The following is a 17,837-nucleotide window of genomic DNA, read 5'->3' on the forward strand; positions in this document are numbered from 1 at the left end:
CCTCCTACGATTTGATGGATTGAAGTACTTTAATACCTTGAATGATATTCCAAATGACAGAGATCAAAAAGCCAATGGCGACTAAAAAGGACAAGATGAGCATCGTGATCACTGGAATAAGTGAGTCACTTGCCTGTGTCGCCAATAAAAATGGGATAGATCCAAAAACCAGTATCACGCACGCTGCGACTGGCAAAAGGTGTGACCACAATGCCCGCATCGCGTGCCGTTTCGTTTCCTTTTGATCAACTACAAAATATGCCACGATCGGTACAATAAACGGCATAAAAAATACACTAAAATAACAAATAGATGCAATGATCGACTGATCTCTATTCATATATTCGCTCCTTCATGATGAAAATTCCTTTCTCACTCATACGTTTATTGCGTATCAAAAGTTTCAAAATCATTCGAATTACATATGACCTTAGACACAAATTATATCTTTTTGCACCTAAGTATAGATTCTTCACGGATTACCCTTTAAAATATGTTGAAAAGATGGTGATTATCATTATAGGGGGTAATTATTTTGACAGATCATCATAATACTAACCACACGGCTCAAACGCTTTTAGACCTTATACAGAAACAGAAAAGCATGAACAGCGATATGATCAGGGAGCTTGAGACCATTCATCCGTCTCATCCAAAGTATGGTGATATCCGTTATTTAAAAGTACTGCTCGACAGCAGCAGCACACATATTTTAAAGGATTTAACGCAACTCAGTCATTTAATGCCAAAGGAAGATGCGCAATAAAAGAAAACCCCTCTTAACGAGGGGTTTCAGCGTGTAGGCAAACCCTCGCATTCTTTGTCAGGACTGCGCGCTGGTGCTCCCGAATGTCAAATTCGCTCCGCGCCAGTGCTCATCCTTCCTAGACTTCAAAGGTTTTCTATCACACTGAAAAGAAGACAAAGGGCTAAAATAAACATCATTTTAGCCCTTTGTCAACAATCTGAACCCCCTCTTAACGAGGTTTTTTTTATGATGACGTTACACTTTCTGTTTCTTTGACCAACTGTTTCATTCGTTCACGGTCACGTTCTAAAATAGGCTTCAAGTATTGACCAGTGTAAGAAGCTTCTTCTTTTGCAATCTGCTCAGGAGTCCCAGAGGCAATGATCGTTCCGCCGCCTGCACCGCCCTCTGGTCCGAGATCAACGAGGTAATCAGCAGCCTTTATAATATCAAGGTTATGCTCAATCACTAGCACCGTATCTCCGTTTTCGACCAAACGCTGAAGCACTTTTAATAAACGGGCAATATCATCCACATGCAGACCTGTTGTCGGCTCGTCTAAAATATAAAGAGACCTTCCGTTTGAACGGCGGTGAAGCTCAGATGCTAATTTCACACGCTGCGCCTCTCCCCCGGACAATGTCGTCGCAGGCTGTCCAAGTGTAATGTATCCTAGCCCAACATCAAAAATCGTTTGAAGCTTCCGCTTAATTTTCGGGATATTCTCGAAAAATTGGAGTGCGTCCTCCACAGTCATTTCAAGTACATCGGCAATGTTTTTCCCTTTATATGTGACCTCAAGTGTCTCGCGGTTATAACGTTTCCCGTGGCACACCTCACAAGGCACATACACATCAGGTAAAAAGTGCATTTCGATTTTAATAATGCCATCTCCACGACACGCCTCACAGCGTCCGCCTTTGACGTTAAAGCTGAATCTGCCTTTTTTATAGCCTCGTACCTTTGCTTCATTGGTTTGTGCAAACACATCCCGCACATCATCAAATACGCCTGTATACGTAGCTGGATTGGATCTCGGCGTACGGCCGATTGGAGATTGATCAATATCAATCACCTTATCTAAGTGATCCATTCCTTTGATCTCTTTGTGCTGTCCTGGCTTCGCCTTCGCTCTGTGCAGTTTTTGCGCAAGTGATTTTAATAGAATTTCATTCACAAGCGTACTTTTCCCTGAGCCGGACACACCGGTCACAGCTGTAAAGACGCCTAGAGGAAACTTCGCATTGACGTTTTTCAGGTTGTTTTCTTTTGCACCTTTGATCTCAATGTAGCGGCCGTCAGGCTTTCTTCTTTCGATCGGCAGCGGAATAAATTTCTCACCCGATAAATATTGTCCTGTTAAAGATTTCTTGTCCTTCATGACTTCTTCCGGCGTCCCAGCTGAAATCACTTCTCCTCCATGAACTCCTGCTCCAGGTCCAATATCAATCAAATAATCAGCGGCCAGCATCGTATCCTCATCATGCTCTACGACAATGAGGGTGTTCCCGATGTCACGCATGTTTTTCAATGTCCCGATCAACCGGTCATTATCACGCTGATGCAGACCAATGGATGGTTCATCTAATATATAAAGAACACCTGTCAGCCTTGACCCGATTTGAGTCGCCAGACGAATCCGCTGCGCCTCTCCGCCGGATAGTGTGCCCGCTGACCGGCTCAATGTGAGGTAATCTAATCCCACATTATTTAAGAAAGACAAGCGTTCTTTGATTTCACGTAAAATGAGCTGGGCAATCTGCAAATCTTTCTCAGACAACTCGATTTCACCATATAAATCAAGGGCATCAGAGACAGACAAATCAGTGATTTCTCCGATATGTTTGCCATTGATCAGAACCGCAAGCGTTTCTTTTTTCAGACGATATCCTTTACATGTCGGACATGGCTGATTGGCCATATATTTTTCCATTTGCTCACGAATATAATCAGAGCTGGTTTCCTTATAGCGTCTCTCAATGTTACGAAGAACGCCTTCAAATTCAATTTCATTTTCACGTACCTGGCCAAAATCATTTTCATATTTAAAATAAATCCGTTCAGAGCCGCTGCCATATAAAATTTTATCGAATAAATGCGACGGTATATCCTTCACTGGAATGTCCATGTCGATGCCGTAATGTGTACATACTGCCTCAAGAAGCTGAGGATAGTATTGTGAGCTTTGCGGCTCCCATGGGGCAATAGCATGCTGTCGTAACGTCAAATCCTTATTAGGAATGACGAGCTCAGGGTCAACTTCTAGTTTAGAGCCAAGCCCATCACAGCTCGGGCAGGCACCGAAAGGACTATTAAATGAAAACATTCTCGGCTCAAGCTCACCAATAGAGAATCCGCAGTGCGGACAAGCATGATGTTCACTGAATAACAGCTCTTCTTGTCCAATCACGTCAATCATCACACGGCCTTCACCTAGTCGCAGCGCCGTTTCAAGGGAGTCAGACAGCCGGGCCTGAACGCCTTCCTTCACCACGATTCGGTCAATCACGACTTCAATGGAATGCTTCTTGTTCTTTTCAAGCTCGATCTCTTCTGACAGATCTTCCATCTCTCCGTCGACTCTTACTCGAACATAGCCCTGCTTTCGAATTTGATCAAGTACTTTGACATGTGTTCCTTTGCGGCCAGATACAACCGGAGCAAGCACTTGCAATTTCGTTCTTTCTGGATATTCTAAAATACGATCTGTCATCTGCTCAATCGTTTGGGACGTAATTTCAATCCCATGTATCGGACAAATAGGTTTCCCGACTCGAGCATACAAGAGACGTAAATAATCATAGATTTCAGTAACGGTTCCAACCGTTGATCTAGGGTTCCGGCTCGTCGTCTTCTGGTCAATACTAATCGCCGGAGAAAGACCTTCAATGGCATCTACATCCGGTTTATCCATTTGACCGAGAAATTGGCGCGCATACGCTGAAAGAGATTCAACGTATCGGCGCTGACCCTCTGCATAAATGGTATCAAAGGCAAGAGACGATTTTCCTGAACCAGATAAACCCGTGATGACCACTAGCTGGTCACGCGGGATATTCACATCAATATTTTTAAGGTTGTGGGCTCTAGCACCTTTCACCTCTATTCGTTCCATAGCCATCAGGCAATCATCCTTCCGCTTTTAGCTCTAGCAATAGATCTCTTAATTCTGCTGCTTTTTCAAAATCAAGCGCTTTTGCTGCATCTTTCATTTCCATCTCGACCTTTTCGATCACTTTTTCTCGTTCTTTTTTGCTCATTTTTGACAGCTTTGGTGCTGCATTTGTTTCATATTCTTCCGATTCCTCATGTATCTTTGTTGCCTTAATGGCATCTCTGATTTTCTTATGGATGGTTTGCGGAGTAATCCCAAATTTCTCATTATACGCCTCTTGCTGCTCTCGTCTGCGCTTCGTTTCTTGAATCGCAATATCCATTGATTTGGTCATTTTATCTGCATACATAATGACCCGGCCTTCCGAATTTCTCGCTGCACGGCCAATCGTCTGGATGAGGGATCTTTCAGAGCGTAAAAAGCCTTCTTTATCCGCATCTAAAATCGTCACGAGCGACACCTCTGGAATATCCAGTCCTTCACGAAGAAGGTTGATTCCAACAAGCACATCATATTTTCCGAGACGTAAATCTCGAATAATCTCAATCCGCTCAAGGGTCTTAATTTCTGAATGCAGATAATTGACCTTGATTCCGATCTCTTTTAAGTAATCTGTGAGATCCTCAGACATTTTCTTCGTCAGCGTAGTCACGAGCACACGCTCATTTTTCTCAATCCGCGCATGAATTTCTCCAATTAGGTCATCAATTTGCCCTTCAATCGGACGCACTTCAATGATTGGATCAAGTAAACCTGTTGGACGAATAATTTGTTCCACAACCTCTGGGGTTTTCTCAAGCTCATAAGGACCAGGAGTGGCAGATACATGCACAATATGGTTGATATGCTTTTCAAACTCATCAAAGGTGAGCGGTCTGTTATCAAGTGCTGAAGGCAGACGGAATCCGTGATCAACCAACACTTGCTTTCTTGCTTGGTCCCCGTTGTACATCGCGCGGATTTGCGGGATCGTCACGTGTGACTCATCGACAACAATCATAAAATCATCTGGGAAATAATCAAGCAATGTGTAAGGTGTTGAACCAGGAGGGCGCAAGGTCAGATGCCTTGAGTAGTTCTCGATTCCTGAACAAAAGCCCATCTCTCTCATCATCTCAAGGTCATATCTTGTCCGCTGCTCAAGGCGCTGCGCTTCAAGCAATTTTCCATTATCTCGAAGCTTTTCGAGCTGCTCCTCAAGCTCTTGTTCAATATTGATAATCGCTTTTTCCATTTTTTCTTCTCTTGTGACGAAGTGAGATGCTGGGAAAATAGCCACATGTTCACGATCACCGAGTATTTCTCCAGTCAATGCATCCACTTCACGAATACGTTCAATTTCATCACCGAAAAACTCCACTCTGATACAATGCTCATCACGTGAAGCAGGAAAAATTTCAACGACGTCTCCTCGTACTCTGAAGGTTCCGCGCTGAAAATCTATATCATTACGAGAATACTGAATGTCCACCAGCTTACGAAGAAGCTGATTGCGTTCAATCTCCATTTCAGTACGTAAAGACAGCACAAGCTCTCGGTATTCCTCTGGCGAACCTAAGCCATAAATACAGGACACACTGGCAATGATGATGACATCTCTCCGCTCAAATAACGAGGACGTAGCGGAGTGTCTCAGCTTATCAATCTCATCATTGATGCTGGCATCCTTTTCAATAAATGTATCAGTCTGGGGCACATACGCCTCTGGCTGGTAATAATCATAGTAACTCACAAAATATTCGACAGCATTATTCGGAAAGAATTCCTTGAACTCGCTGTATAGCTGACCGGCAAGTGTCTTGTTATGCGCAATGACAAGTGTCGGTTTGTTCACTTCTTTGATCAGGTTGGATACAGTAAAGGTCTTTCCCGTACCTGTAGCACCTAACAGCGTTTGATGCTGTTTCCCCTGATGGATCCCCTCAACAAGCTTTTCAATCGCCTTCGGCTGATCTCCTTGGGGCTGATAGTTAGAAACTAATTCAAAGCGGTCACTCACATCAAAGCCTCCGTTTCGTTACGAAATCTATCTAATGAATATATTATCATAAAAGAACACAAAAATACGAACTAAAGTTCGGCTCTTGCTTGATTTTTATTTCCAATACAGTCATACCCTCTCTTCAATGGCAAATAACCCTCTTACGAAAACCTTCCTTTCAGTATGGAACATTTTGGTGAGAGATATTCGATGAGCAGAAAAAGAGCACAAAAAGAAAGCTGCACTCACTAGAATTCGTAAGCACAGCTTAAAAAACGTCACCTTACGGCCTATCACGCTCTTGATGATGACATCAATGATGTTTTTCAGCCTTTTCTCTTTTTTCAATTTCTTTTTTAGCCATATATAATGCCCCAGCTACTAAAGAAATTATATCTAATCCCACAATAAAGTAGGTTTCTGTATAGCCCTTCATGTACGAAGCAAATAAAAGCGCTGTTGTTAATGCAATGCCCACATAATGATTATAAGTAACCTTTGAAAATAAAATAACGAGCAGGAAAGGAAAAACAAGTGCAAATATGGCTTTTGTAATCACAAAAACCCTCCCTCTTCTTGGTCTACTTCCTTGATTATAGTAAAGATTGGCATATTGAACAATTCACAGTTTTCAATTTCACCTATTTTTCTTTTTGTTCGGAGACTTTTGATATAGATATGGAAGGAAATTAGTGAGAATGTCCCCTTTGTAAAGATAGGTCTTTCCGTCTTTGACAGTAACATCCAATACATCCTATGATTAAAATGATAGTGCGCACTATCATTTTAAAAACTATAGAGAGATATACAAATCATTGGCTATTTGGATAAGGGGGCATTCCCATGTATTCAGTTTTATTTCATGCGGCTGAAGAATCCGCAGCACTCGCAGGGGCAAAAGGCCTGAATTTAATTAAATTAAACAATCACGGACTGCCAGTCCCAGATGGATTTATTATCAAAACCAACAGCTTTTCAAGCTTTCTTTCATATCACAACCTGCATCCAACTGAACAAAACCTTGCTCACAAAATCAAAGAAGCATCGTTTCCTTCTCAAATGGAAGCAGAACTCCTTTCGTCCTTTCAATCATTGCGGAAGACTTATCCCTCAGTTGCAGTTCGATCCTCTTCTGTTGCTGAAGATCTCGAAGGCGCCTCATTTGCAGGACAGTACGAGACCTATTTAAATATCAAAACAAATAAAGAATTCTTACAGGCTGTCAAAGAATGCTGGTCTTCTTATTTTGCAGCGAGAGTGACAGAATATAAGGAAGAGATGGATGAAAACGAGGAAGAGATGCCGCTCATGGCTGTTGTCGTTCAAGGAATGATCCATTCTGACGTCTCCGGAGTCATCTTTAGTGAGAATCCCGTATCGGGAAAAACAAATGAAATGATGCTGACAGCAAGCTACGGACTAGGAGAAGCAATCGTCTCCGGGCTTGTGACACCAGACACATTTATTGTAGACAAAGAGACACTTTCTATTGAAAAATCACTTGGAACGAAAGAGCTGCAAATTATTCCTTATCAAGAAGGTGTCATTGAACAGTCAGTAACGGAGGAAATGGCTGGGCAATATTGCCTGAATGATGACGAATTAGTAGAAATCACGCAAATCACCAAACAAGTAGAAGCACTTTATGGACATAGCGTCGATATCGAATTTGGAATAGCAAATGGCACATTTTATTTACTTCAAGCCAGGCCGATTACCGCAGCCCTCTCAAAAGCAGCAGATGAAACAGCGGGTACTTCTTTTCAAATGCAGCCAGATGAGCTGCAGGATTTCTGGATCTCAATGGACGATCATATGCCTGGGCCAACGAGTCCTCTCTTTTCAAGTCTGATCATCCCAGCATTAAAAAGCGGAATGAAGAAAAATGGTGAAAAATATCAAGTACCTGATCTGAATATTAAAAATATCAAGCTTTATAGAGGCCACCTGTACTCAGCACCGTCACTGCCTGAAACGAGTGCAGAAGCTGCGCCAGTTTTTGATGAGCGCATATTTGAGTTATTTCCGCATTTAAGTGAACGTATGTATGAGATTTTAGAGGAAAATTTCTTTCCCTTTTACGAAAAACTCGATCGTCAAATGAATGAACCGATGACCATTGAAGAAGCCATCATCGGCTTCGAAGAATTAAAGACTTTTTATATACAAGCATATGATGATCATTTTGATATTGTCATACCTCAAGTCATTCTATCGGCTATGATCGAAGACATGCTTGTGACGTATACTGGTGATCAAACACAAGTGGTCCTGCTGCATGAGATGTTGATAGGCGTGATGAACAAATCTCTTGAAACAGACAAGAAGCTATCTGATTTTGCAAAGAGTGTCCTTCAAGATCCTGAACTTCATCAAGCATTTATGAAGCATGAAAAGAACCCAGAGCTGCTTGATGCACTCAATCACTTGGAAAAAGGCAGACACTTCATTTCGGCATTAGAGGAATTTCTTCAAGTCTATGGCTGGCGATCTGTTAAAAGTCATGACCTTACGGAAGAGACATGGGTGGAAAACCCTGAGTTTATTTTAGATATCATCAGAAACAACATTCAGTCCCAATGTGATTTTGATGAAGAATTTGCACAAGCCGTCAGCAAAAGACAAGAGACATATGAACATTTTATGAGCCAAGTGAAGGATGAAGCGTTTAAAACAAAATTTGAGACACTTTATCAATTTGCCCTACAGGCCGCTAATATTCGTGATGATCATCACTTCTACATTGATGCCATGTTAGATGCTAAAGCCAGGGTATATCTATTAAAAATTGGTGAACTTCTTGTACAAAAAGGAGCGATTCCCCATCAAGAAGATCTATGGTATCTCTACGATGAGGAGGTACACACAGCGCTCACAACGTCTACAACATTCGATACGGTCATCGCACAAAGAAAAATGGAAATGAAAGAAAATGAAGCCATTCAACCACCAGCTTATATGGGCACCCCAACTGAAGCTGAATTGCAGCAAGTGGAAAGAATGCTCGGTTCATTAAGAGAAAATGAAAATAACACAAACGATATGATCTATGGAATTGGCGCATCTAGCGGTATTGTTTCTGGAAGAGTAAAAGTCATTACATGTGCTGAGGAATTCTCACAATTTCAAAAGGATGATATTTTAGTTTGCAAAACAACCACACCTTTATGGACGAGCTTATTTAGAGATGCAAAAGCAGTCATAACCGATGCTGGCGGCATTTTGTCTCATTCAGCTATTATCGCTAGAGAGTATATGATGCCAGCTGTCTTAGGTACCCGAATAGCGACTGAAACACTTCAATCCGGTGACCTTGTGACAGTAGATGGAAGCAATGGACACATTCAGATATTAAAACAGCATGCACGTGTCTAATTTTATCGTTTTGGATCATATTGGCGGTCATAGGTTTTATCGGTATACTTACTTTGTTGCAAACACATTCATAACCTGAGGTGAGTATGCTTGTTAAAATCTACAAATCAACGAATCATTCGCGCAACAATGGATTTATTAACTGAAAAGGGCTATCAAAAAACCACAACCAAAGAAATAGCCACAAAAGCGAATGTCAGTGAAGCGACTATTTTCCGCAACTTTAAAAACAAACGCGGCGTCATTACTGCCATTATGAAAATGAAATCGACACCGACGAAAACCTTAGAAGCAGAATTTAAAGGCGATTTATACACCGATTTAAAGTTTCTCGGTTCCTATTTCCTTGAAGATTTAACTTCAAAAAAAGAATTTATTTATATCAGCATGCGAGAACCGGCTATGTTTAAAGATTTGACCAGTCATGAAAAAATTTATCCTCAAGAACTAAGGGAAATGCTGATACAATATTTCAAAAAGATGAGTGCTCAGCATCATGTCTTAAAAGGAAAAGAAGACATTTATGCAGACATTTTCATTAGTACGTATTTCGGTTTTTTTATTCAGCAGCTAGAGCAAGACTTTCAACTCGTTTTAACACAAAAAGATGATTTTATTGAGACATACACACACATTTTCATGAGAGGAATTTCTCCCGCTTAAAGGGTGGAATTCTTCTTTTTTACAAAAGGTGGTATACACATTGAGGTTACAAAAAGAGAGCTTGATCATCTATTCTTTGTTACTTGGAGCTATACTAGTTCCGGTCAACTCAACGATGATCGCAGTCGCTCTATCATCCATATCAACTTATTATGATCAATCCATTTCAAACATTACTTGGGTTGTCACGATTTATCTTATTGTCATGGCGGTCACTCAGCCTATCGCTGGTAAGTTAGGAGATATATACGGACACCGCCGCATGTATTTAACCGGAGTAACACTCTTTTTAATCGGCTCGATTGGCTGTGCTTTAGCACCTAATCTAGCATTTCTCATCATCTTTCGATCCATTCAAGCAGCTGGCGGGGCTATTTTAACACCGAATAGCATTGCATTGATTCGTGCAACAGTATCACCCGAAAAACTGTCTAAAACAATGGGTTACTTTGGATTTGGTGCTGGTATTGGTGCTGCACTTGGGCCTTTTATTGGATCGATTCTCATTCAGAGTTTTGATTGGCATTCCATATTCTTAGTGAATATCCCTTTTCTGTTTCTTACACTTGTCACCGGTATTTTACTCATTCCAAACATAAAGCATACACGCCTACAAGCAAGGGTAGATATCATCGGTTCATTGTATTTAACCATCGGAATTGCCACAATCATTCTATGCACAAAAAGCCAGTTACTAAATGAATATCTAATTTATGGTATTTTAGCATTGATTGTGATTCCTTTATTCTTTAAACATGTACGGAAAGTAAAGAATCCGATCATCGATTTGTCCCTATTTAAAAACAGTTCATTTACAAATGCGAATCTGTCGATCATGCTAAGTAATTTTGTCATGTACGCCATCCTTCTTATTATGCCGCTGTTTATGGAACAACAACTTGCCCTTTCTCATACACAAGGCGGTATGATTCTATCGGTATTTTCGCTTTGTATGTCTCTTAGCGGTTTGCTAGGGGCTAGACTTCATCCGAAAAAAGGCGCGAAAAAAATGATTCGCTTTTCATTTCTCTGCCTCACTTTATCAGGCATCATGTTAATTACACTGAGTCAGTACCCCACCTTACCACTGCTAATCGTGACACTAGTCGCAGGTGGAATTTCATCAGGGATTGGTATGACCAGTATGCAGATGGCTTCTTTAACTGCTGTTGATCAAAGCTTATCTGGTTCGGCATCTGGTATTTTCTCTACCTTTCGATATTTTGGCAGTATCATTTCATCGACATTGATTGGTATCATGAGTGGTTTCCAATCTTTATTTATTGTATTAATGGGCGCAGGAATCCTTGGTTTCCTTTTATCTCAACGCGTCAAAACAAGTTCCACCTCTCCATCATCGGGGCATTCCGCCTAATGACTCCCTGCGCTCTATGTTGATTTAGAGCGGGGGAGTTTTCATCATTTGTATCACTGTAAGCTAGAGCGGGTACAGTAATCAAATATTGAAAATCCTTTTTTAAAGATGAAAAAAAGCCATATGACTAGACAAAAAAGGAACTTTCGATCGAAATTGTCCCCGTTCACCCACCTAAAAGCTGTTTTTCATCTCTTCCAGTACTGATAACTTCGATTTTTTTTCACAATTTTTGTGGTATGCTTTTTGAAAATATAGGACGCAAAGGAGCGGAAGAATGGAACGTGCAAAATATGTTTTGATCTGTTTATCAGCTCTAATATTATTCCTGTCAGGCTGTGGCAAAGACCAGCAATTTAATCCACCTGGCAGCTCTCAATCGATCGCGGTCATCTCTCAATTAAAAAAAGCTTCCTTTTCAATAGTTGATTTACAAAAGAATAAAATGATCTCTTCCGTTGATTTAAAACATCCGCTCACTGACCTTATCCAAATCAACAAAGACGTCATCATTGCAACAAGTAAAGAAGGAGAATCGCTTATCGAAATTAATTTAAAAAAAGGTACAGCAACAGATTATATGGATGTGAATAAAGGGCTGACTTCTCTTACATATGATGCAGCTTCTCACACCTTAATTGCAGCGGATACACAGAAAAATGTCGTTTATTTTATTGATACGCAGCGTAAAAAAATAAAAGCAACTGTGAAGACCGGAAAGTTACCTTCTTCTATGACACTTTCTTCTTCAGGTACTTTATTTGTTTTAAATGCAGAAGGTCATACTGTCTCCGTCATAGATATTGAGAAGCAAAAACATATACGTACGTTCTCTGTACTTGAACGGCCTTCTGGTATTCATTTTGATGGAAAGTCCATTTGGGTCGGTGGACACGGTAAACAAGGTACCTTAAATAAAAGCATTTTTTCTTACGACCCAAAAACAGGTAAAAAGCAGCGAGAAATGAAACTAGGCGTTATGCCCGTTGCATTCTTTTCAGAGAAAAATTCTTCTACTTTATATGTACTTTGTCATGGAGATCATACGCTATACAAAGTAGATACAGAGACAAATAAGCAGCTTGCTTCTGTTGAAACTGGTCAAAACCCGAATTATATCACCGCTGATACCACATCAATATATGTGAGTAACTTAGATGACAATTCAGTATCAATTATCGATAAACATACATTCATGATGAAAAATCGACTGAATGTCCCATCAGGACCTTATGCTATCGTGTTGGAGGAAAAGAAATGAAAGAACAAATGCATATTTTAATCGTAGACGATGAGTTCGATATGCTTGAGTTAATCGGATCCTTTTTAAAGAGACAAGGCTTTCACATCATCACAGCTAATAATGGAATGGATGCCTTACGTCAGCTTGAAAAGGAACCCGTTGACCTTGTTGTACTGGATATCATGATGCCTGATATGGATGGATTTGAAGTCTGCCAGCGTATTCGGCAAACATCTCAAATCCCCATTTTATTCTTAACAGCTAGAAGTTATGAGGAGGATCGAATTAGAGGTCTAGAAATTGGTGCGGATGACTACATCATGAAGCCTTTCAGTCTACGTGAGCTTGCAGCAAGAATTGAAACAACCTTGAGACGAATTAGAGGTCTTTCGCTAAAGCGCAGCCGAATACAGATTGGCGACATGGAGATTGATCAGGATGGCAGACAAGTCTATATCCATCAGGAGCCCATTAATTTAACTAGAAGAGAATTCGATTTACTCATGTTTCTTTTACTCAATCAAGGCCAAGTGTTTTCACGAGAACAGCTCTATCAAAAATTGTGGGAATCACATTCCACGAGCGGCTCTTTACGAACAGTCGATACACATATCAAAACGCTACGACTGAAATTAAAGGGAGCGGAACGGCATATTAAAACCGTTTGGGGTGTCGGCTATAAGTTTGAGGAGGAAGAATGAAGCCTTTATCGATTAAAAAGAAAGTGCTCTTCTTAATCCTTGTAGTGACCGGAATCGTTGCTGCCTCAGCTCTTGCCCTTACCTATTACTTATACCAGCACTTATATATTGATAAACAGATCGATTCCTTAAGTTTACAAGGTAAAAAGCTGGCACAAATCTATCATAAACACGGGAAAGATACGTATTTTACCGATAGAATAAAATGGGCAAACGACTCAAGTCAGGCGAACATTATTTTTACAGATGACCCAATGGAGCTTTCAAGTGGTCTTCCTTTTGATACGAACACAAATGATAATCTCATTACGTTCAAGGAACGCCAAAAGCTCCTTCAAGGGGAAACCGTCGTGCTGATTAGAGAACACTCACAGTTTCATCAAGATATTCTTGGCATCGCCATCCCTGTTTTCTCAAGCAAAGATGAGCTATCGGGGACAATTTTTCTATCCATGCCCTTATCGGATGTGTATGAACCCTTTGTCCAAATCAGATTGACACTTGGCATATCCATTTTATTGATCCTGCTCCTGATTTTCTTTATCGGATATAAAAGCTCCAATAAAGTCGTGCGGACAATTAATCAAATGAAAGAAATTGCTATGGAAATGGAATCTGGTGATTTTTCAAAACGTATGATAGTGACCAAAAACGGAGATGAGTTAAACCAGCTGAGCCGCTCCTTTAACAAACTGTCTTCTACCCTTGAAAAAGTTGAGCAGCACCGCAGGGAATTTCTTGCGAATGTCTCTCACGAACTTCGGACTCCGCTAAGTTATATGAAAGGATATGCTGAAGGAATTGAAGAAGGGATCATTGATCAAAAAAAAGGAATGCACATCATCCAGGATGAGGCCGCACGTTTAAGCCGGCTTGTGCACGATCTTTTAGACCTTGCGCAGCTAGAAGGTGATTCTTATCCACTAACGATGGAGCCAATTGTCTTTGCACAGCTGATTCATGACGTTCTTGATCAAATGGCATTTATCGCTAATCAAAAAGGCATTTATCTGAAACGAACACTTGATGAGGATTGTATTGTGTATGGCGATAGCGATCGGCTGCAACAAGTGGTTCGTAATTTACTGGACAATGCCATTCATTACACTCCCTCTGGAAAATCGATCTCGATTGAATTACTAGTTCACCAGCATATGGCTGAATTGAGAGTGACAGATGAGGGCAACGGCATTCCAAAAGAAGACCTTCCACATGTTTCTGAGCGATTTTACCGAGTAAATAAGGCACGTACGAGAAAAGATGGCGGCTCCGGTCTTGGACTAGCCATTGTCTATCAAATCATGAAAAAACATCATGGCACGTTCGATATTCAATCTGAGCCAGGATGCAGTACGACAGCCATCATTCAGCTGCCAAATACTCCGATCGATGAAGACCTGCCTACGACATAACAAATTCGATTTTAAAGGTAGGGTCATTCGCTTGATCCATATATACGCATCAGTCGTCTAAATTCGAACAGCTATTTTCAGCCCCTTTTTGATCATCTACTTTTATGCATCAATTCCTTTCAAAAGGAGAGTCGATTGCTTCAGTTCAAACAATAAAACTACATTAAAAAAGCGTGCCAGACCTTCTTCAAAAGTCCTGCACGCTTTTAAATTAAACAACTGTTTCAAACCGCTTTCTATTGATGAAGAAAGAAAGAGTGATGATGAGATAGATACCCATTGTGACCAAGGTTTGGACGATCGGAGTTGTTGATACTACGCCAATAAAAATGGCAATGATCGCAATGACAGAAAACCATGTCGTGAAAGGATACAGCTTGACGCGATATCCTCCTGGTGCTGTTACGCTTCGAGACTTTAGATGCCCGACAGCAATAATAAACCAGATGAATAAGACTGTGTAGCTTAAAGATCCCATTAAATAATTAAAGGTTTGACTTCCTACAAAAAGAGAGATTAATACGGCTGCATACAAAGTAGATGTACATACTAGAATCGCTCTGACTGGCACCTGCTGTTTCGACAGCTTAGAAAAACCCTTCCATACACGGCCATCCATCGCCTGTGTAAATAGTACCCTTGAAGAAGCATACAGACCAGAGTTCATAGAAGACAAGATCGCTAGTAAAATAATCCCGTTCATGATATCACTTGCATATGGCACACCAATCGTTGCAAACACCGTGACGAATGGACTCACTTGCTCATTGTTTACTTGATTCCAAGGAATCAAGCTGACGATGATGAAGAACGGAAGTACATAAAAACCGATGATTCGTACAAATGTACTTTGAATGGCCTTTGGGATGACTTTTTCAGGGTTTTTTGTTTCTGCTAATGTGACCCCAATCATTTCAGTTCCCCCATATGAATACACGACCACCAGCATTGCCGCAATTAAGCCGCCCGTTCCATTCGGGAAAAATCCCCCGTGGTCGGTTAAGTTGGATAATCCCGGTGCTGCATGCTGTCCAAATGAGACAAACAGCATCGTTAACCCAATAATAATAAATAAAAGAATGACAGCAATTTTTATAGAAGCTAACCAGTACTCTGTCTCAGCAAACATTTTGACTGAACAAACATTGATCAATGTCACAACAAGTGAAATGATTAACACAAGTGTCCATATTGGTACTTGCGGGAACCAGTACTGAATAAAGATTGCAGACACGATCGCTTCTGCTGCAATGTTCAGCACCCACATTTTCCAATAGATCCAGTCTAAGAAATAGGCGGGGTATTTGCCTAACACAGGTTCAATTAAATCACGAAATGTTCTAGCGCCAGGTCGTGCAACCGTCATTTCGGCAAGTCCTTGCATAATAAATAATAAAATAAGACCACCAATCATATATGCCAAAATGACAGCAGGACCCGCGATATCAATGGCAGAACTGCTTCCTTTAAACAGACCAGCACCGATGGCACCGCCAAGTGCGAGCATCATGATATGCCTTGACGTCATTGTTCGTTTTAACTGCACATGTTCCTTTTCCATTTTCTATAGCTCCTTTAAAATTGAATCTTCAGACAAATATAAGATAAAAGCATATAAAAAGGCCAGTCATCTCCTTGAAGAGACGACTGACCTTGCAACCGCGTTACCACTCTTATTGATTCAGACATAGCTGAATCCAACTTGAAACCCGATAACGGAGGTCACACGTAAAGACTTACTATTCATTCAGTCTTGCCGCTCCTTGAGCGAGTTCAATGATTCGTTTTACTGCGTTGCACCACCCCGCAGCTCTCTTAGAAAACGGATATTCATTTACTATTCTCAAGTCAAAGCGTTTTATAGTCAATTTGTCTATTTATCAAAGATTTTATTTTTTAAATATACTGACTAACCACGCAATTGTCAACAGCCTTTTTCAGACATTTTCTTTTAACGAATCCAAACGGCTACTTCATCCATCGGACGACGCGTTTTGCCGCGCTTTGGCTCAATGACTCGATACCCAAAGGCTGCCATGACAGAGATGTCGTACTGACCATCTTCAAGTAATTCTTCTTCCTTAAGAATACGATGAATCTCATCGTAGCTGAATCCCTCAACAGGGCATGAATCAATGCCGATTTGTGCCGCGGCTGTCATCATATTTCCAAGGGCAATATACGTTTGTTTGGAAGCCCAATCGAAGAGCGTACGGTCATTTTCCATCAAATGAAGATCATTCTCTTGGAATTGTTTGTAGCGTTCTTTTACCATTTCAAACGTTTCGTCTGTCATTCCCTTGATTTCCTTGTTGATGTATTCTGCATATGCTGAATCATACCGGGCGTCTGTTCTTGCCAAAATGATCACAAAATGGCTGGCAGTTGGAAGCTGCTTTTGCGCACCCCATGTATATTCTTTTAATTTCTCTCTAAATGCTTCATTTTGAACGACGAGAAATTTCCAAGGCTCAAATCCGACAGAGCTTGGGGAAAGTCTTCCTGTTTCTAAAATGAACGCAAAGTCATCTTCTGGAATCTTTTTCGTCGGGTCAAACTCTTTTGTCGCATGACGGAATTCATACGCCTCAATGATTTCTTTTTTTAATTGCTCTTTGTCTCGCATGGTATTCATCCTTTCTAGTGAACGATTAGGGTGAGAAGTTTCATCAATCCAATTTCTTTCCATTCCCATATAGAAATTGTTATGATAATAAAACAAACAGCCCGAATGTGTGATGTGATATCTCTATGGTAAAAGAAAAGCTTCCATTGATTCAAGTACGCACATTTTTGTTCGTTAGGTACAATCATGTTCGTTTATCACCCATTTCGTCTTAGAAAGGAGTGTAAAGATGAGTGCACCATCCAATCCAGTCAGTATTGTCAATCATGGCTGTCCCGTTTCAACCACAACGAGTGTAATAGGAGGAAAATGGAAAGGAGTGATCCTTTATCATTTGACTTGCGGTCCAAAACGATACAACGAATTACGCCGGCTTCTGCCAAGAATTTCTCAGCGTGTTCTCACGCTGCAATTGCGCGAGCTAGAACAAGACGGCGTTGTTCACAGAAAAGTCTATGAGGAGGTCCCTCCTCGTGTCGAATATTCACTCACTTCTCTTGGAGATACTTTAAAACCCATCATCTTCGCTATGCGTGAATGGGGCGAATCCTATGGAAAAGAAGCTCGCCCAAAAGAAAAAAGCTGCCATCTCTAGCAG

14 protein-coding genes and 1 other annotated feature are annotated in these 17,837 nt (G+C 40.8%); of the genes, 8 read left to right on the plus strand and 6 right to left on the minus strand.

Annotated elements, in window-relative coordinates; all coding sequences use genetic code 11:
* Positions 1 to 4 precede the first annotated feature (4 nt).
* The gene (locus MKZ03_RS16125) at positions 5 to 340 is read right to left on the minus strand and encodes a DUF4870 domain-containing protein (RefSeq protein ID WP_034660105.1); all 336 of its coding nucleotides are present in this window, start codon (positions 338 to 340) and stop codon (positions 5 to 7) included.
* A 195-nt stretch (positions 341 to 535) separates the two neighbouring features.
* On the opposite strand from MKZ03_RS16125, the gene MKZ03_RS16130 reads away from it, so the two are divergent.
* Positions 536 to 766 carry a hypothetical protein gene (locus tag MKZ03_RS16130; protein ID WP_034660106.1) on the plus strand — a complete coding sequence of 77 codons (231 nt, stop codon included), beginning with the start codon at positions 536 to 538 and terminating at the stop codon, positions 764 to 766.
* Between the two features lie 226 nt (positions 767 to 992).
* Here the strand turns inward: MKZ03_RS16130 and uvrA are convergent, their stop codons facing one another.
* The 3 genes from uvrA to MKZ03_RS16145 all read right to left on the minus strand — a co-directional run bounded on the left by uvrA (position 993) and on the right by MKZ03_RS16145 (position 6,403).
* Positions 993 to 3,869 carry an excinuclease ABC subunit UvrA gene (uvrA, locus tag MKZ03_RS16135; RefSeq protein WP_340973877.1) on the minus strand — a complete coding sequence of 959 codons (2,877 nt, stop codon included), beginning with the start codon at positions 3,867 to 3,869 and terminating at the stop codon, positions 993 to 995.
* Between the two features lie 7 nt (positions 3,870 to 3,876).
* Positions 3,877 to 5,862, minus strand: coding sequence for an excinuclease ABC subunit UvrB (uvrB, locus tag MKZ03_RS16140; RefSeq protein WP_034660110.1), 1,986 nt, complete (start codon positions 5,860 to 5,862; stop codon positions 3,877 to 3,879).
* Positions 5,863 to 6,157: 295 nt separating this feature from the next.
* Positions 6,158 to 6,403 carry a CsbA family protein gene (locus MKZ03_RS16145; RefSeq protein ID WP_341032422.1) on the minus strand — a complete coding sequence of 82 codons (246 nt, stop codon included), beginning with the start codon at positions 6,401 to 6,403 and terminating at the stop codon, positions 6,158 to 6,160.
* Between the two features lie 284 nt (positions 6,404 to 6,687).
* Between MKZ03_RS16145 and MKZ03_RS16150 the strand changes: the two genes are divergently transcribed.
* The 6 genes from MKZ03_RS16150 to MKZ03_RS16175 all read left to right on the plus strand — a co-directional run bounded on the left by MKZ03_RS16150 (position 6,688) and on the right by MKZ03_RS16175 (position 14,613).
* The gene (locus MKZ03_RS16150) at positions 6,688 to 9,219 is read left to right on the plus strand and encodes a PEP/pyruvate-binding domain-containing protein (protein ID WP_341032423.1); all 2,532 of its coding nucleotides are present in this window, start codon (positions 6,688 to 6,690) and stop codon (positions 9,217 to 9,219) included.
* 90 nt (positions 9,220 to 9,309) lie between these two features.
* A complete protein-coding gene (locus MKZ03_RS16155; RefSeq protein WP_307500316.1) occupies positions 9,310 to 9,882 on the plus strand; it encodes a TetR/AcrR family transcriptional regulator in 573 nt (190 codons plus the stop codon).
* A 40-nt stretch (positions 9,883 to 9,922) separates the two neighbouring features.
* Entirely contained in the window at positions 9,923 to 11,257 is a 1,335-nt protein-coding gene (locus MKZ03_RS16160) for an MFS transporter (protein WP_334750494.1), read from the plus strand.
* 277 nt (positions 11,258 to 11,534) lie between these two features.
* The gene (locus tag MKZ03_RS16165) at positions 11,535 to 12,518 is read left to right on the plus strand and encodes a YncE family protein (protein ID WP_341032425.1); all 984 of its coding nucleotides are present in this window, start codon (positions 11,535 to 11,537) and stop codon (positions 12,516 to 12,518) included.
* Entirely contained in the window at positions 12,515 to 13,201 is a 687-nt protein-coding gene (locus tag MKZ03_RS16170; protein WP_060597374.1) for a response regulator transcription factor, read from the plus strand. Before MKZ03_RS16165 ends, MKZ03_RS16170 begins: the two co-directional genes overlap by 4 nt.
* On the plus strand, positions 13,198 to 14,613 hold the full coding sequence (locus MKZ03_RS16175; protein WP_307500320.1) for a HAMP domain-containing sensor histidine kinase: 1,416 nt from the start codon (positions 13,198 to 13,200) through the stop codon (positions 14,611 to 14,613). The genes MKZ03_RS16170 and MKZ03_RS16175 overlap by 4 nt, the downstream gene beginning before the upstream one ends.
* A gap of 211 nt (positions 14,614 to 14,824) precedes the next feature.
* On the opposite strand, the gene MKZ03_RS16180 is transcribed toward MKZ03_RS16175, so the two are convergent.
* The gene (locus MKZ03_RS16180) at positions 14,825 to 16,174 is read right to left on the minus strand and encodes an amino acid permease (protein WP_034660121.1); all 1,350 of its coding nucleotides are present in this window, start codon (positions 16,172 to 16,174) and stop codon (positions 14,825 to 14,827) included.
* Positions 16,175 to 16,249: 75 nt separating this feature from the next.
* Positions 16,250 to 16,474 (minus strand) — a binding site (T-box leader).
* Positions 16,475 to 16,564: 90 nt separating this feature from the next.
* Positions 16,565 to 17,239, minus strand: a complete 675-nt coding sequence (locus MKZ03_RS16185; protein ID WP_307500323.1) for an NAD(P)H-dependent oxidoreductase — start codon at positions 17,237 to 17,239, stop codon at positions 16,565 to 16,567.
* Positions 17,240 to 17,468: 229 nt separating this feature from the next.
* On the opposite strand from MKZ03_RS16185, the gene MKZ03_RS16190 reads away from it, so the two are divergent.
* The gene (locus tag MKZ03_RS16190; RefSeq protein WP_034660123.1) at positions 17,469 to 17,834 is read left to right on the plus strand and encodes a winged helix-turn-helix transcriptional regulator; all 366 of its coding nucleotides are present in this window, start codon (positions 17,469 to 17,471) and stop codon (positions 17,832 to 17,834) included.
* The last annotated feature ends 3 nt before the right edge of the window (positions 17,835 to 17,837 follow it).

Source organism: Bacillus sp. FSL R5-0431 (genome assembly GCF_038002985.1).
Taxonomy (GTDB): Bacteria; Bacillota; Bacilli; order Bacillales; family Bacillaceae; genus Bacillus.

What these genes read in the sequence shown, in the direction of transcription:
- MKZ03_RS16165 (WP_341032425.1), top strand. Translation starts at nt 11,535, where the DNA reads ATGGAACGTGCAAAATATGTTTTGATCTGTTTATCAGCTCTAATATTA.
- MKZ03_RS16190 (WP_034660123.1), top strand. Translation starts at nt 17,469, where the DNA reads ATGAGTGCACCATCCAATCCAGTCAGTATTGTCAATCATGGCTGTCCC.
- uvrA (WP_340973877.1), bottom strand. Translation starts at nt 3,869, where the DNA reads ATGGCTATGGAACGAATAGAGGTGAAAGGTGCTAGAGCCCACAACCTT.
- MKZ03_RS16170 (WP_060597374.1), top strand. Translation starts at nt 12,515, where the DNA reads ATGAAAGAACAAATGCATATTTTAATCGTAGACGATGAGTTCGATATG.
- MKZ03_RS16185 (WP_307500323.1), bottom strand. Translation starts at nt 17,239, where the DNA reads ATGCGAGACAAAGAGCAATTAAAAAAAGAAATCATTGAGGCGTATGAA.
- MKZ03_RS16180 (WP_034660121.1), bottom strand. Translation starts at nt 16,174, where the DNA reads ATGGAAAAGGAACATGTGCAGTTAAAACGAACAATGACGTCAAGGCAT.
- MKZ03_RS16175 (WP_307500320.1), top strand. Translation starts at nt 13,198, where the DNA reads ATGAAGCCTTTATCGATTAAAAAGAAAGTGCTCTTCTTAATCCTTGTA.
- MKZ03_RS16150 (WP_341032423.1), top strand. Translation starts at nt 6,688, where the DNA reads ATGTATTCAGTTTTATTTCATGCGGCTGAAGAATCCGCAGCACTCGCA.
- MKZ03_RS16125 (WP_034660105.1), bottom strand. Translation starts at nt 340, where the DNA reads ATGAATAGAGATCAGTCGATCATTGCATCTATTTGTTATTTTAGTGTA.